Here is a 14,209-nt window from a genome sequence, read left to right as displayed (position 1 = left end):
GCTTACTCGCAGGTTGTTTATTGACTAGGTTGTTACCCAAGGTGAGCTTGGCAGAAGAGATATATGCCATTTTGATATGGTCAGCTGGATTATCAGTATTGGCAGCCATAAAATCTAAAATCTCAGGAAGCATATACGCTAAGGTTGGATGTAGCTATACTTCTTAGCATATTCACATAAAATAATTGTTTACTTTTTACTCTAATGGAATAGTTAGTAATATGAATATTAATTTTACGGATCTAGAAAAGCTGATAAAACTAGCGGAACGCTCCGATATAAACTTTTTAGAAGTAACCGATGGCGACGCGCGTATCTCTATAGTTTGTCAGCCTAATGGCAATGAAAATAGCACGCACAATCTCTCTACTAGCCTCGCTGACAGCGCCTCTAGCTCAGAACAACAAACGGCTATAAGCGCTGCTGGCAATAAAGAGAATACCACTGATATCAATTCAAGCAGTAACGGGATTGATGAGAAAATTGCTACTGAGGCCGTAAAAAACCAAGTATTAGCGCCTATGATATCGGCACCTATGTTAGGTACCTTTTATCGACGTTCAGAGCCTACAGCAGATGAGTTTGTCAAAGTTGGCGAACAGGTAGAGGAGGGGCAGACGCTATGTATCATTGAGGCGATGAAGATGATGCATGAGGTAAAAGCAGACGCTGCCTGCACTATCAAAGAGGTGTTAGTCGATGAAGGCGATGTCGTAGAATATGGACAGTCCTTGTTTATTATAGAGCCAAACAGTTAAGATTAACCAACATTGCAAAGTATTGCACAGTTGCTGTATTTGATATTGTATTTTTTAGGAAAACGGACATGTTCTCAAAAATCTTAATTGCTAACCGTGGCGAGATTGCCTTACGTATTATCCGAGCTTGTAAACAGTTAGGTATTCAAACCGTAATTGCCCATTCGGAATCGGATAAAAACTCGCTACCCGTACGCTTAGCTGATGAGAAGATATGTATCGGCCCTGCTAATGCCACACACAGCTACCTCAATCAAAGAGCGATTGTCTCCGCTGCAAAAATCACTAACGCGCAAGCTATTCATCCAGGCTACGGATTCTTATCTGAAAATGCAGACTTTGCTGCCTTAATTGAACAGTCGGGCCTCATTTTTATTGGGCCAACGGCAGACAATATAAGTAAGATGGGAGACAAAGTCGCTGCCAAAAAACAAATGACTAAAGCTGGCGTGCCTTGTGTTCCTGGCTCCAAAGGTGCTTTGCCTGCTGATGCTGATCAGGTAATCAAAATTGCAAATGATGTCGGTTATCCCGTCATTATTAAAGCCGCAAGCGGGGGTGGTGGTCGCGGTATGCGCGTCGTCGAAAAAGAGGTCGATCTATTATCCGCTATTTCTATGACCCAAACAGAAGCCAAAGCTAATTTTGGTAGTGCTATCGTTTATCTGGAAAAATACTTACAAGCGCCCCGGCATATCGAAGTACAAGTCTTATCTGATACCCATGGCAATGCTATCTACTTAGGTGAGCGCGATTGCTCTATGCAGCGTCGCCATCAAAAAGTAATTGAGGAAGCGCCAGCCCCAGGCATTACTGATGAGCAAAGACAGCAGATAGGTCAAGCTTGTATTGCTGCTTGCCAGAAAATGCACTATAGAGGTGCTGGCACCTTTGAATTTTTATACGAAAATGGCGAGTTCTTTTTTATCGAGATGAACACTCGAGTCCAGGTTGAGCACACTATTACCGAGATGGTCACTGGGGTTGATATCGTTCAAGAACAAATACGAGTGGCCGCAGGGTTAGCGCTCGCGCATAAACAAAGCGATATCTCTATCACTGGACATGCTTTTGAGTGCCGTATTAATGCTGAAAACCCTGATACCTTTTTGCCCAACGCTGGGCGTATAGACTACTGCCATCTGCCAGCAGGTTTTGGTATTAGAGTGGACAGTCATATCGAGTCAAACTATACCGTGCCACCCTCTTATGACAGTTTGATAGCTAAAGTATGCGTGCATGACCAGTCAAGAGACCAGGCTATAAAAAAGATGCAAGCGGCATTATTAGAAGCGCAAATTACAGGAATTGATACCAATATTAGCCTTCATCAACGACTGTTTAAAGATGCCGGATTTTGTCAGGGACAAATGAGTATTCATTATCTGGCCGAATGGATAGAAGAAAATATATAAATCGAGAATTAATACAGTTAACCCACTTTAGAAACGGCACAATGCTCATGGGCTACTGGGATGAATTTTTTGCAGCCTCTGTCACGCGTGCGAACAGCAAGCAAGAAAAATTTATACCAGTAGCACGTTGCTACAAGAGTATTCCTTTTATTTTGAATCGACTATAGCAAAAAATAAAGCTGAAGCCGAAATGAAAACAAAGATAGTGGAGCGTGCGCTTATGGAACTACAATGGCAAATATGCAGTGAGACCAATCTAGCTTTGTTTTTTCCTAAGCCTATAACCTTAGATAAACAGCAAAAATGCTGGGCATTGGCCGATAGTATCCAACAGCTGCCAGAAGTCATAGAAGTGGTCATTGGTATGAATACGCTAAGTGTATTCGTAGAGTCATTAACGTGGAGCGAGCTTAAGGACTTTAAAGACAAGCTATCCGCTCTACTTGATGATATCCCTTCAAAAGTAATAAACGGTAAGCACATTGAAATTCCAGTGCATTATGGTGGCCAATATGGTCCTGATCTAAAAGCTATGGCTAATGAATTAGGACTCTCTGTTAAAGCTATTGTCGATTTACATACCGAAGCGACTTATACCGTTTATTTTATTGGTTTTCAGCCTGGATTTCCTTATCTTGGCGGCTTATCCGAATCCTTGTATTTTCCAAGACATACCACACCAAGAACTCATGTGCCCGCAGGCTCAGTCGGCATTGGCGGTGAACAAACGGGTATCTATCCCTTTGAATCTCCAGGGGGTTGGCAGCTATTAGGTCAAACCGATAGCTCTTTATTTGATTTGACTAAAACCTCTCCTACTTTGCTTAACGCCGGTGATACCTTGCAGTTTACCGCTATTAATATTCATGAATAAAATATCTGCAAACAAAGGTCATAACAATAAGAAGTGCGAATAAATAGAAGTACGAATAAATGGGGATATCAATGAAAATTTTAACCGCGAATGCCCTTGCTAGCATCCAAGACTCAGGACGACTAGGTTACCGAAGCATGGGTGTTGGTAGAAACGGGGTAATGGATAGCTGGGCTTTGCAAGCAGGCAATGCGTTGATGAAAAACGATCTTAACGAGCCTGCTATTGAAATTGCTTTGGGTAATTTGACCATACAATTTGAAGAGGATATTAGTTTTTGCTTAACGGGTGCGCTATATGAAGCGTATTTAGACGATAAGCGCATTCCCGGCTATTGGCGTATCAATGCGCAAGCGGGGCAAACCCTCAAGCTTCTACGTCCATTACAGGGCATGTATAGCTATTTGTGTGTGCATGGCGGCTTTGATATCGAGCCGGTATTGCAATCGGCTAGCACCAACCTAAAAGCTGCTTTTGGTGGCTTTGAGGGTAGATATCTTAAAGCGGACGACACCTTAAACGTTAGAACCGCTGCCAGCTTACCCATTATAGGGGTGGCTCGCCTTGCGCCAACCCAGACCATTAGGGTGATAAAAAGTAGTGAGTATGAGCGCTTTACGCCTTCCTCTAAAGACGCTTTTGAATCACAGCAGTGGAAGCTACAAAGTAGTAGCAATCGTATGGGCTATCGCTTAGCAGGTACATTGCCACTTGAGTTGATTGAGCCTACGCAAATGAGCTCGCACGGTGTCGATATCGGTATGATTCAAGTGCCGCCGCAAGGGCAGCCTATTGTGCTGATGGCTGACGCGCAAACGACAGGCGGCTATCCTAAAATTGCTACGGTGATCAACGCGGATATAGGACTGATGGCACAAATTAGATTTGGTAAAACCTGTCAATTTGTCGTCGTAGATTTAGAGCAAGCATTGCATGAGCAACAAAAAAGAAAACACTATATCGACCAAATCGAGGAGTACGCTCATGAAAATTGATTTAAATGCCGACGTCGCTGAAGGCTGCGGGCAAGATGATAAATTATTGAGTATAGTCAGCTCTGCTAATGTCTGCTGTGGTCTTCATGCTGGCTCTTATGCCAAGATGTTGACGACCTTGCAATTAGCAAAAACAAACAACGTTAGGGTAGGCGCCCATCCCGGTCTACATGATAGAGAGAACTTTGGTCGTAGCAATCAGTCCTTAGATGAAGCCGCTTACCGTGCCTTATTGGCTTATCAGTTGGGTGCGACTAGAGCGCTCTGCGACTTGGTTGGTGTGCCTTTAGAATATGTCAAACCGCATGGGGCTTTGTATAACCAAGCAGCTGTTGATGAAGCATTATCAAATATTTTAGTCAGCGAAATCAAGCGTTTTGATCCCAATTTAAAAGTGATGGGTTTATCTGGGGGTTATCTGGTTAAGTCCGCAAAAAACCAGGGTCTAGAGACGATATCAGAAGTGTTTGCCGATAGAAATTATAAAAAAGACGGCACACTAGTATCTCGCAGCAAGGACAACGCCCTAATAACTGATATTAATGAAGCGACCAATCATATATTACAGATGATTACTGAAGGTACCGTCACCAGTATATGCGGCACAAAAGTACCAGTAGACGCTCAAAGTATCTGCTTACATGGCGACGGTGAGCATGCCATTTTATTTGCTAAAGAAATAAAAAAACAACTGCAGCTTAAAGGTATTAAGATATCTGCCTAAAAGTCTCTGCTTAGCGCTATTTTATTACATTAGTATCTTAATCATGATGACCATTGCTCAATATTTTGGTATTCGTTAGAAATAAATTAAGGAGTCTATTATGGATATAGAGCAAGTGGCACGTGTGGTTGAACTTGTTGAGAGCAGTCAGTTGCATGAAGTAACCATTGCAAATAGCGGACAGTCTATTACGGTAGTCAACAAACTGAAGCAGCAAAGCGTTACCAGCCCTATAGAGACAACGCCTACTCACAAGCCGGAAAATGGTGGTAGTGAGCATTCGCAGGTGTGTGCAACTTATGTGGGCCAAATTTTTTTAAGTGAAGATGCTACAACCGCTAATTTAGTGAATAAGGGTGATCATATTAGAAAGGGTCAAACGGTTTGCTTTATTGATGAGCTGACCCGCTTGCTACCCGTTATCAGTGATAAAAAAGGTATCGTTAGCGATATCTTAGTTGCAGATGGACAGAACATCGAATATGGGCAGCCTATTTTTAATTTAGAAATATAGAGAACGTTTAAAGGGGATTGATAGCTTTGATAAGGACTGTTTTAGTGACGCAAGTCGAAGGGCTATGCCCGCAGTGACAGTTGGTGAAGTACGCCTTTATCAAAGAAAATCGGCAGATATTTACCATTACCCGCATGTGTCACATATTAGACGTTAAGCCATTAAGCTATTACGACTGGATAAATCGTGATATCCATGAGCAGCAGATTCATTGCAATCAGTGTGAGCTACTGGTCAGAGTGGCTCATGGCGAGACCAAACAGCGCTATGGCTATGAGCGTCTGCATACTCATCTAGTAGAGCAAGGTCATATCATTAGCAAATACATGGTCAGGCGTATCAAAGAGACCTATGGCATTGTATGTCGTCGCCACCAACTCCAATCATAACAAGCTTGTCTATTAAAATCTATTAGATCAGAAGTTTGACGCCAATTACCCTAATCTTGCGAAGCAGTGCTTCTCAGGGTTAGTGACATCACTTATATCTGGAATTCTGAGGGCTGGCTGTGCTTAGCAGGAGTCGAAGACCTCTACACTAAAGAGCTGGTCGGCTACGCCATCAATAAGCGCATGACAGCAGATTTAGTTTGCAAAGCATTAAATATGGCAATTAAGGTGTAATGGACAAAATTCATGCTAGAAAGTAGAAGGTAGTGGCTAATGGACATAATTCATGCTATTTGAGTGACTTTAACAGTAGAAAGTCTTTAATAAACCGTAACTTACGGTACTCATTTAAGCCATGATGGCTATGTAATTGTCGTTTTAGCTCGCTAAATAAACCTTCAAGAGCATTGGTTGTATTTGGTACATCTAAGTGCTCATATTCTCTATAAGTAAATAACCAATCACTATTGGTTCGCAGGCTACGATAAGCACTTCTAAGACGTTTATGGGTGTACCAAGTTTTACCCGTATCCCCATTAATACTACGCTCACTTAGATAGGTTTCATGCGTTAAATACCAGTGATCTAAACACTTTGTGAACGCTTTTTTATCAAGCTGCGTTAGGGTTAAGGTGAGTTGTCTGAGCTCAATACTAGCAATATTTTTAGGACGACGAGTCAGGTAGCGTGTCACTATTTGTATTTGATGGAACTGGCACATCTGACAGGGTATGCTGACAAATAACGTATTCAGTCCTCGTCTACCATCGCAGGTGATGCTTTGTATATCAACGCCTAACGACTTTAAGTGGTCCACACCCTGTTTGTATGCGCTATTAGTTTCATGACTCACTATAGCGTAATGTAGAACCGTTCTAGTGGTGTTGTCCATAAACACCATCAAACCAAATCCGCGGCCAAAGTAGGTGGTGTCCATAATAATATTAGCCTGCTTGGGCCGTTTGATCTGGTACTCAATACTCACTTTATCTAGTCGTCTTTGAATGGTTTTAAGACTACAGTGATATTTATCAGCAAGTTGTTTGTACGTCTGCTTACCTTGCGTATATTCCGTCCAAAGAGTTTTATTATTGAGTCTTATACCGCCTAAAAACTGCCGTTTGCAAGATAGACATTGATACTGCTGTTTACCTTGCTTGCGTCCATTCTTCTTGGTGTGTTTGTCACTACAAAAAGGGCAGTTTTTTGATTCATGGCGTTGATTCCTTGCAAATATAGACAGTATATAGCCTTAAGCTATATGCCAGCATGAATTTTGTCCATTACACCGCAATTAAGAATAGAAGACCCAACAGAGATTTAATCGTCCACTCTGACAGAGGCAGTCAGTACTGTAGCAATGCTTATCACAAGATTATCAAACAGCATAAGTTTAAGGGTTCAATGAGCGGCAAAGGCAAGTGTTTCGACAACGCTCCCATAAAGAGCTTCTCGGGTGAGGAGCACCGCTCCTCAAGGAAGAATGAGCTGGTGTATCACCAAGATTATCAGACAAGACATGATGCTATCAGCGATATCATTAAATATACTGAGCTGGATTACAATGAGGAGCGATTAGTAAAGCACTGCTTTGCAGCGACGAAAGGCAAGAGCTGTGCTCGCAGTGGGACTAGGATTCAGAAGGGCTTGGGCTACAAACCGCTAAGGAAAATTTAGTTTGACTTTTATAGTTAGGCAGCTTGATTAAAATCTCCCAAGTTAATATCTATGGGAATGATAACATAGGTCATAGCCCTTTGTTTATATAGATTTCGTTATTTAAATTAATAATTTTAACAACATATTTAACAACATCTGAATGTCGCTATGTTCGTTTGGACCGCGAGATTATACTTATAATATCTATAAGAAAAACCCAAATTGCTTACACTTCTAATAATTATTTTATTTTGGTTCAGCTCTAACTCGATTGATACTAGCAAACAATTCAGGTTATAAGCTATTCTCAAAATGGATTTTTAGTCGATCACAATAGCAACGTCACACATAACCCCTGACTCTCTTCGCCACTTGTAGCTGTCAACGTAGAAGCCTTCATAAACACATCAATATTTGCCTGCTCACAAATTGACTTAACAATAGATAGCCCCAGTCCGGTTCCATCTATCTCATTAGTCCTTTTACCTGCATTGTCAGAGCGCAAGGTATCGGTAGGATTTTCTGAAAATTTATCTAATGCTTTAGATGTCTGAGCGATTCTTGTAAATGGTTCGAACACACTGGCATAATCCTTGGGATTAATACCTTGGCCCGTATCCATTATTTGTAATACCAGTTTGTTTTCTAATGGTGTAGAAAGCTTATTTATTTTTCCAGAGTGAATCACCTGTGTGCCAAAATTGGACTGGGTATTTAAAGCTGATGCTTCAAAATTATTTGAATTAGGCTGTAGATGAAATAGTTCAACGGCTACTTGACCATAGTCTGGGGTATAGACAATAGCGTTTTGGATAAGATTTTTGACGAGTAATAGTAATGAGGTCTCATCCATATTCACTCGACCTTCCAGTAACGGGTCAGCTGATAATTGAACGGTTAGCTCTATATTTTTATTGTCGATAATAGGGATAAGCAAACCTATGACTTGTTCAACAATAGCTTTGACAGACACTGATTGCTGCTCAGTGTTATGTGTGGCATTTATATTGCCAGCTCTAGCCAATGTTAACAACTGTTCGATTAAACTTTGATTGCGCTTAAGACGAATGGCAAGCTTGTTTAAGCCTGTGGTCATAATTTCATCATTGCTAAGGCGCTGTAAGCGCTGCAGCTGTAAGGAGATAGCCGTAAGAGGAGAGCGCAGTTCGTGAGCGGCATCAGCAATAAAACGTTGCTGACGTTCAATACTGACTTTCACCAGAGCCAATAAACGATTTAAAGATTCCGCTAATGGCAACAGCTCAGTAGGTAGATTGCTAACTGGTAAGGGGTTTAAGTCACTCTCACGGCGCTGACTTATTTCCGTTTGTAGATGGCGTACAGGCTTGAGCATTCGCCACATAATAAAGGGCAGCAGCAACACCAGAAAGCTCATACCAAGGATTAAGGGTAAAAAGGATTGCAAAGCACTATCTTTGGCGAGGTCATCTTGAAACTCAGTACGTTGACGCACGATGATGACATGATTGTCACTATCATTATTGCTGCGATAAACGCGCCATACTTTACCATCTATGGTTTTAGTACTGATACCTACTGGAATAGTAGGTAAGTCCTTTACAGTAATGTCATCAAAATCATCTTCGTTATGTTCCTCTGCATCATTATTACTGTTATAAGTGGAATCATGAGATGAACTATAAATTATGGGCGCATTGATATCGGTATTGATGATATCAACGGTAATACTGCCATCGTCATCGTCGGTATCAAAGTGGATGTTGGTCTGTTGTAGTGAGCTTGAGTCAGAGGTTTCAATATTAAGCGTTTGTTCAAGTACCGCTGTCATACTTTTGAGATTATCATCTTGAAATTCATTGAGTTCTTCATAGCTGTGCCAAAATCCATAGCCCCCTGCGACTACTGCTAATAATAGCAGCGCTAAAACTGACCAAAAAATCAGCTGAAACTGCATAGAGTTAAAAAGCTGGCGAATAGAGGGCATGGTATGAGTCTTTAAAGATAATGTGAGCGTTATAAAGCACTAGATTCAACAGGTTCTTAACTGTACTTGCAGTAAATTTACTAGTCTTTATTACTAATATACCAGCCTAAGCCTCGGACGTTTTTAATTCTTTCTTGGCCAAGTTTTTTTCTTAAGCTATGAATTAAAAATTCAATAGCGTTACTTTCAACTTCACCGCCCCAGCCGTATAGTGAATCCTCAAGCTTAGTCTTTGACATCACCTTTTCGGGTGCCAGCATAAAGGTGGTAAGCAGCATATATTCTTTAGCGGTCAAGTCAACAGGAGTGCCATCCATGATGACGCGCTTATGTGCTGTATCTAAGTTTAAGTTGCCAACGCTGAGCTGATTATCTGCTTTACCTTGGGCACGGCGAATAAGCACTCGCATCCGTGCAAAGACTTCTCCCAGCTCAAAGGGTTTAACCACATAATCATCGGCCCCTGAATCAAGACCGGCAATACGGTCTTTGACATCGTCACGGGCAGTGATAATCAATACCGGCGTAGCCATTTTAGCATCACGAATGACTGTCAATACGCCCATTCCATCGATTTCAGGTAGACCTAAATCTAATAAGATAATGTCATAAGATTGCATTTTTAAAGTCAAAATAGCTTGGCGGCCATCTTTGACCCAATCGACGGTATAAGCCTCATCTTGCAAAGCTTCGCTTAAACTCTCACCAATCATTAAATCGTCTTCTACCAATAATACGCGCATAGGGCCTCCTTATATTGTTAAGTATTACGAGTAGCAGTTAGTCCATTGTTTGAGCTTTTATATTCCATACTAGCGCTAAAAAGCTCTAGGCGATACATTAGCCGTTCAGAGATAACGTCTAAAGGTAACGCTTAGAGCTTTTATTAAAGCCTTAAAATGATCTACTGCTATAGCACTTGCTATACGCTCTTAGTCATCAGAAGCTTCTAACCAGCTATTCATAACCTTACCAGTCATGCTATCGATAACGACTTTATGCACCTGATTGCCTTTAGCAACCTTGATTTCATAAACTGACTTGCCATTATCTACATCGAACTCCGCTTCTATAACTTTACCATTAATACTTTGAGCTGCCGTTTGCATCGCTTGGTTTAGACTGACTTTGGCGCGTTTCATAGCGTTGTATTCTGCCATATCTTCTTTATCTAGTTGCTCTTGCTTGGCACTTAGCACCTTACCCGTATTCGCATCAATTTTTATTTCATATTCAGTGTTACTGGCGACTGTTTTGATCTCATACTTGCCACCTGCTGAGTAGTCGTTTTGGTCAAACTCGACGCTAACAAGATCACCTTTGACGGTTTTATTACCAATAGCAATGGCTTGTTGCAAGCTAATTTTGCTCTGTACTGCCGCTACCGCTTCACTAACTTGGCCGTTTGTAATGGCGGCTTGACTGGCAACAATAGTGGCTGTACCGGCACCAGCAATAGCAACTGCCATAACGATAGATTTGCTAAACGTTGATAAGTTTTTCATGGGGTTGTCCTTTATCTTTGGTTGGTTTCTATACACAGACTTGCTTGGTTATATCCGTTGCTGTGTTCATGATTCCATCATAGAGTACAAGACATAGGAGAAGCTTAGCGCAGACAAAGGGTTACATTAGTTGCCATATTTATTACTCTCTATAGGGTCACTTTTATTTTGCTACTTAGTGGTTCATTTTGGTTCATTTCTAATTCGATCAATATCAGCAAAAAACTAGCGAAAACAACCTGCTTTCAGCTAAGAAAGCAGGTTGTTTTAATAAAAGTATGCTTATACCTTCTAGCGAAAATCAAAGAATTCATAATGAATGTTATTAGTGGGTATGCTATTTTCTTTCATTAACTCCTGCACTTTTTGTAAAAGCCCTTCTGGACCGCAGAAGCTGATTTGAACATCCTTTGGATCGACTTCACTGGTTGCTTGGCGGATGGTCTCGGCTAGGGCCTCACTACCACTCGGATTGGCCACAAACTCGGCACCAGACTGGACTGTCATTTCTTGCATGTGCTCAGCACTAGGAAAAGCGCGCGCTGGATCGAAGCAATAAACCAAAGTGGCCCGTTCAAAATGACCGATGGTTTTATCCTCTAGCCATGAAATAAAAGGCGAGATTCCTACTCCTGCACCAATCCAGATTTCACGCTTTGCACTCGGCTGGCGTTTGAAATTACCATAAGGCGCGTAGATGTCTGCCAACATACCTACTTTAACTTTTTTACTTAGCTTTTTGGTGTAGTCACCCAATTCTCGAATCACAAAATGAATATGCCCGTTGTCAGAATATGCATTGGCTATAGTAAAGGGGTGTGGCTCGTGTAAACCTGCTGCTTTAAGAGAGATAAAGGCGAACTGGCCCGCTTCAAATACAAAGCCATTACGAACTGGTTCAAATTCTAAATGTACCGCCGCTTTACCATGGGATACGGTCGATAATTTATACTCTCCAGATTTGGCAATAAAGGGATACAACAGCTTGTACAGCGCCGCAATTACACCTACTGTGCAAAGTAGTGCCAACCAGATGCCCGCTGGGCTAGTCAGGGTGATGGGCGACTCAATGCTCAGCCAATGTAGGATGACAATCAGAAACAGTGGGCCTGAGAACTTATGTAACCAGCGCCAGTTGCCATAAGGAATCTTTCGGTTCAGCGCCAGTAGGATAATTAGACCTAGTACGACAAAGCTAAGTTGACGCACCAAACGCGTCCAATACTTGGGCAGTTCTAGAATGGACGCAAGTTCCCAAGCGTCTAGTTCGGCTTTAAAAACAAGATGATAGGCGGCAAACACCAGTGCCCATATACCGATCCATTTATGGGTCTCATAAACTCTGTCTAAACCGCCAAATAGCCATTCAATGCTATGCCAACGGCTAGCGAGTATGCATGAGGTTGCCATGCAAGCTAAAGCTGACGCACCTAGTATCAAACTGGCTGTTGCTGCTGTCGCCCAAGTATTTGAGGGGATCTGTATTACTACAGCGATTGAAGTGATTAGCACGATGCTACTGATAACCTGCCAAGACTTTATAGCCATAATAATTTTCCTAAAAGTTGCTGTATTAATTGTTTGGTCACTGTCTTTATGACCTCATCATACAGGGCAAGACATAGGAGAAACTTAGCGCAGGTTGAGGGTTACATTAGCTGCTATATTTAATGGTCTATTAATAATCTGTTAAGCCAAGAAAGGCCGCTACTTATAATCATAAGTAGCGGCCTTTCTATTATTGTATCAGATTACTGTTCAGTAGCTGCAGCCCGATTATTAATAATCTTACCTGTCATGCTATCGACAACTACCTTATGTACCTATTTTTCTGTAGCAATTTGAATCTTATAGACTGACTTGCCATAATCTACATCGAACCCAGCAGCTACGACTTGTCCGTTAACAATTTGTTTGGCGTTTGTTATCGCTTGAGTCAGACTCGTTTTAGCCTGTTTTATAGCCCGATATTAAGCTATATCATCGGCATCAAGTTTATCTTGCTTAGCGCTTAACATCTCACCGGTATCTGCATCAATAGTCACCTCATATTCAGTATCACTGGCGATAATTTTAATGTCATACGTGCTGCCCGGTAAAGAATAACTTTGATCAAATTCTACGCTAACCAGATCCTCTCTAATTGACTTACTACCAATAACATTATTGAGCGCTTCTTTATGAGCTGATAGGCCAAATTCAAATTTTATACTCAACATCTTTATTCACTTGGATCAGCGCCCGGCGGAAAGTGATGACGGAGCTGGGCGACATTGGCAGCAGTGACGGTATCAGTAAAGTTATTTGGATCGCTATGCATGTATTGAGTGACCGCTGCTATTTGCTGATCATTCATCATGCTATGAAAGGATGGCATACCGCGCAAGCCATTGATTACCGCACTGATGATATAGTATTTTGATTGCATCGGAGCTACTGTCTAGTGGCGGCAACCTGAATATTTAAGGTGAGATTTTTAGTAATACCAAATAAGGTATATCTATTGATATTCCACTTCGTTCGGTCAATCGTAGTGGTAAAATCACCGCTACATATATCCTTTTTAACGGTAGCACTCAAATAACAGTTGAACTTAGTCGCCTTTAAACTAATAGGATGGGTCTCGCCATGTAAGGTTAAATTGCCATCGACTTGGGTCACTTGCGAATTTGTTTTGTTATTATCAAAATACCATTTGGTGGACTCAAAATGAGCTAAGGGAAACTGCTGCATATTAAAGAAGTCAGGACCCGTGAGCTTAATGTTAAACGTTTTTTTGCCGGTGTCTAAATATTTTATTGGGATAATAAGTGAGATGTTGCCCGTCTTAGCGCTCGGGTCATATTGCAGTTGTCCCTTAACATTGTAAAAGCCACCGGTAGTGCCAGAGTTTTTGAAGTTATCAATAGCAAAGCGTACGCTAGTGCGAGCTGAGTCAATGACATAGTTGGCAGCGTAACTACTACTAATGCTACTTGTCATTAATAACAGCATCACCAACAGCTTATGAGAAAGCGTTATTACATGGTTGACTGATAGTCCTACCATAACTACATTCCATTATTATTTTATACGCGAAAAACTTCCTGGGTAAAGGCCAGTTGTATGATTTCATATTGATGAATAGTTATTTTATATAACGCCACTCTCAACTTAAACGAGGCCTTGATTTTACTAGTCTAGATTTAGTTTCAAGAAATTAACTGATTTATAATATCTTTAAAATCAGTAACTTATGAAAATAATTTGAGAGTGGCGTTTTATATACTATTTTTCAATGGCTTATAGTAGGTTCTCTATAAATAAGATACAATCGTTTTAAAATAAGCAAAGTGGCAGAAGAATACATGACCTATTCAGCAGACTTTCGAGCGCAAGTGATTAAAAGTATCAAACAAAAGGACATGAGC

The 14,209-nt window shown here is 41.2% G+C and carries 14 protein-coding genes and 2 pseudogenes; 8 read left to right on the top strand and 8 right to left on the bottom strand.

From position 1 onward, the window contains the following. The first annotated feature begins 221 nt into the window (after positions 1-221). The 7 genes and pseudogenes from accB to JMX97_RS08665 all read left to right on the top strand — a co-directional run. Positions 222-758, top strand: coding sequence for an acetyl-CoA carboxylase biotin carboxyl carrier protein (gene accB / locus JMX97_RS08695; RefSeq protein WP_201557019.1), 537 nt, complete (start codon positions 222-224; stop codon positions 756-758). Between the two features lie 68 nt (positions 759-826). After that, a complete protein-coding gene (gene accC, locus JMX97_RS08690) occupies positions 827-2,173 on the top strand; it encodes an acetyl-CoA carboxylase biotin carboxylase subunit (RefSeq protein WP_201557017.1) in 1,347 nt (448 codons plus the stop codon). 190 nt (positions 2,174-2,363) lie between these two features. Continuing rightward, on the top strand, positions 2,364-3,047 hold the full coding sequence (pxpB, locus tag JMX97_RS08685) for a 5-oxoprolinase subunit PxpB (protein WP_227671571.1): 684 nt from the start codon (positions 2,364-2,366) through the stop codon (positions 3,045-3,047). Between the two features lie 71 nt (positions 3,048-3,118). Further along, a complete protein-coding gene (locus tag JMX97_RS08680; RefSeq protein WP_201557015.1) occupies positions 3,119-4,042 on the top strand; it encodes a biotin-dependent carboxyltransferase family protein in 924 nt (307 codons plus the stop codon). Beyond that, positions 4,032-4,766, top strand: a complete 735-nt coding sequence (gene pxpA / locus JMX97_RS08675) for a 5-oxoprolinase subunit PxpA (protein ID WP_201557013.1) — start codon at positions 4,032-4,034, stop codon at positions 4,764-4,766. The genes JMX97_RS08680 and pxpA overlap by 11 nt, the downstream gene beginning before the upstream one ends. Positions 4,767-4,866: 100 nt before the next feature. Beyond that, positions 4,867-5,280: an acetyl-CoA carboxylase biotin carboxyl carrier protein gene (locus JMX97_RS08670; protein WP_201557005.1), complete on the top strand. Its 414-nt coding sequence runs from the start codon at positions 4,867-4,869 to the stop codon at positions 5,278-5,280. A gap of 77 nt (positions 5,281-5,357) precedes the next feature. Beyond that, positions 5,358-5,897, top strand: a pseudogene (locus tag JMX97_RS08665) (DDE-type integrase/transposase/recombinase); the annotation flags it as partial. Between the two features lie 61 nt (positions 5,898-5,958). Here the strand turns inward: JMX97_RS08665 and JMX97_RS08660 are convergent. Next, positions 5,959-6,606 carry a transposase gene (locus JMX97_RS08660; protein WP_201557003.1) on the bottom strand — a complete coding sequence of 216 codons (648 nt, stop codon included), beginning with the start codon at positions 6,604-6,606 and terminating at the stop codon, positions 5,959-5,961. Positions 6,607-6,959: 353 nt separating this feature from the next. On the opposite strand from JMX97_RS08660, the pseudogene JMX97_RS08655 reads away from it, so the two are divergent. Next, positions 6,960-7,346, top strand: a pseudogene (locus tag JMX97_RS08655) (DDE-type integrase/transposase/recombinase); the annotation flags it as partial. A gap of 310 nt (positions 7,347-7,656) precedes the next feature. On the opposite strand, the gene JMX97_RS08650 reads toward JMX97_RS08655, so the two are convergent. The 7 genes from JMX97_RS08650 to JMX97_RS08620 all read right to left on the bottom strand — a co-directional run bounded on the left by JMX97_RS08650 (position 7,657) and on the right by JMX97_RS08620 (position 13,847). Next, entirely contained in the window at positions 7,657-9,294 is a 1,638-nt protein-coding gene (locus JMX97_RS08650) for a sensor histidine kinase (RefSeq protein ID WP_201557001.1), read from the bottom strand. Positions 9,295-9,374: 80 nt separating this feature from the next. Next, positions 9,375-10,037 (bottom strand): response regulator, encoded by a 663-nt coding sequence (locus JMX97_RS08645; protein ID WP_201556999.1) that lies wholly within the window; start codon positions 10,035-10,037, stop codon positions 9,375-9,377. Between the two features lie 189 nt (positions 10,038-10,226). After that, positions 10,227-10,799, bottom strand: a complete 573-nt coding sequence (locus JMX97_RS08640) for a PepSY domain-containing protein (RefSeq protein WP_201556991.1) — start codon at positions 10,797-10,799, stop codon at positions 10,227-10,229. Between the two features lie 291 nt (positions 10,800-11,090). Further along, positions 11,091-12,347: a ferric reductase-like transmembrane domain-containing protein gene (locus JMX97_RS08635; RefSeq protein ID WP_201556982.1), complete on the bottom strand. Its 1,257-nt coding sequence runs from the start codon at positions 12,345-12,347 to the stop codon at positions 11,091-11,093. Positions 12,348-12,769: 422 nt separating this feature from the next. After that, positions 12,770-13,018 carry a PepSY domain-containing protein gene (locus JMX97_RS08630; protein ID WP_201556980.1) on the bottom strand — a complete coding sequence of 83 codons (249 nt, stop codon included), beginning with the start codon at positions 13,016-13,018 and terminating at the stop codon, positions 12,770-12,772. 2 nt (positions 13,019-13,020) lie between these two features. After that, positions 13,021-13,227 (bottom strand): c-type cytochrome, encoded by a 207-nt coding sequence (locus tag JMX97_RS08625; protein WP_227671572.1) that lies wholly within the window; start codon positions 13,225-13,227, stop codon positions 13,021-13,023. Between the two features lie 5 nt (positions 13,228-13,232). Then, a complete protein-coding gene (locus JMX97_RS08620) occupies positions 13,233-13,847 on the bottom strand; it encodes a YceI family protein (protein ID WP_201556978.1) in 615 nt (204 codons plus the stop codon). Between the last annotated feature and the right edge of the window lie 362 nt (positions 13,848-14,209).

The sequence above is a fragment of the Psychrobacter sp. 72-O-c genome (genome assembly GCF_904846605.1).
In the GTDB taxonomy this organism is placed as follows: Bacteria; Pseudomonadota; Gammaproteobacteria; order Pseudomonadales; family Moraxellaceae; genus Psychrobacter.
This window is presented reverse-complemented; position numbering and strand designations above follow the sequence as displayed.

What these genes read in the sequence shown, in the direction of transcription:
- JMX97_RS08680 (WP_201557015.1), top strand. Translation starts at nt 3,119, where the DNA reads ATGAAAATTTTAACCGCGAATGCCCTTGCTAGCATCCAAGACTCAGGA.
- JMX97_RS08660 (WP_201557003.1), bottom strand. Translation starts at nt 6,606, where the DNA reads ATGGACACCACCTACTTTGGCCGCGGATTTGGTTTGATGGTGTTTATG.
- pxpA (WP_201557013.1), top strand. Translation starts at nt 4,032, where the DNA reads ATGAAAATTGATTTAAATGCCGACGTCGCTGAAGGCTGCGGGCAAGAT.
- JMX97_RS08670 (WP_201557005.1), top strand. Translation starts at nt 4,867, where the DNA reads ATGGATATAGAGCAAGTGGCACGTGTGGTTGAACTTGTTGAGAGCAGT.
- JMX97_RS08640 (WP_201556991.1), bottom strand. Translation starts at nt 10,799, where the DNA reads ATGAAAAACTTATCAACGTTTAGCAAATCTATCGTTATGGCAGTTGCT.
- accB (WP_201557019.1), top strand. Translation starts at nt 222, where the DNA reads ATGAATATTAATTTTACGGATCTAGAAAAGCTGATAAAACTAGCGGAA.
- JMX97_RS08620 (WP_201556978.1), bottom strand. Translation starts at nt 13,847, where the DNA reads ATGGTAGGACTATCAGTCAACCATGTAATAACGCTTTCTCATAAGCTG.
- JMX97_RS08625 (WP_227671572.1), bottom strand. Translation starts at nt 13,227, where the DNA reads ATGCAATCAAAATACTATATCATCAGTGCGGTAATCAATGGCTTGCGC.
- accC (WP_201557017.1), top strand. Translation starts at nt 827, where the DNA reads ATGTTCTCAAAAATCTTAATTGCTAACCGTGGCGAGATTGCCTTACGT.
- JMX97_RS08630 (WP_201556980.1), bottom strand. Translation starts at nt 13,018, where the DNA reads ATGTTGAGTATAAAATTTGAATTTGGCCTATCAGCTCATAAAGAAGCG.
- JMX97_RS08650 (WP_201557001.1), bottom strand. Translation starts at nt 9,294, where the DNA reads ATGCCCTCTATTCGCCAGCTTTTTAACTCTATGCAGTTTCAGCTGATT.
- JMX97_RS08635 (WP_201556982.1), bottom strand. Translation starts at nt 12,347, where the DNA reads ATGGCTATAAAGTCTTGGCAGGTTATCAGTAGCATCGTGCTAATCACT.
- pxpB (WP_227671571.1), top strand. Translation starts at nt 2,364, where the DNA reads ATGAAAACAAAGATAGTGGAGCGTGCGCTTATGGAACTACAATGGCAA.
- JMX97_RS08645 (WP_201556999.1), bottom strand. Translation starts at nt 10,037, where the DNA reads ATGCGCGTATTATTGGTAGAAGACGATTTAATGATTGGTGAGAGTTTA.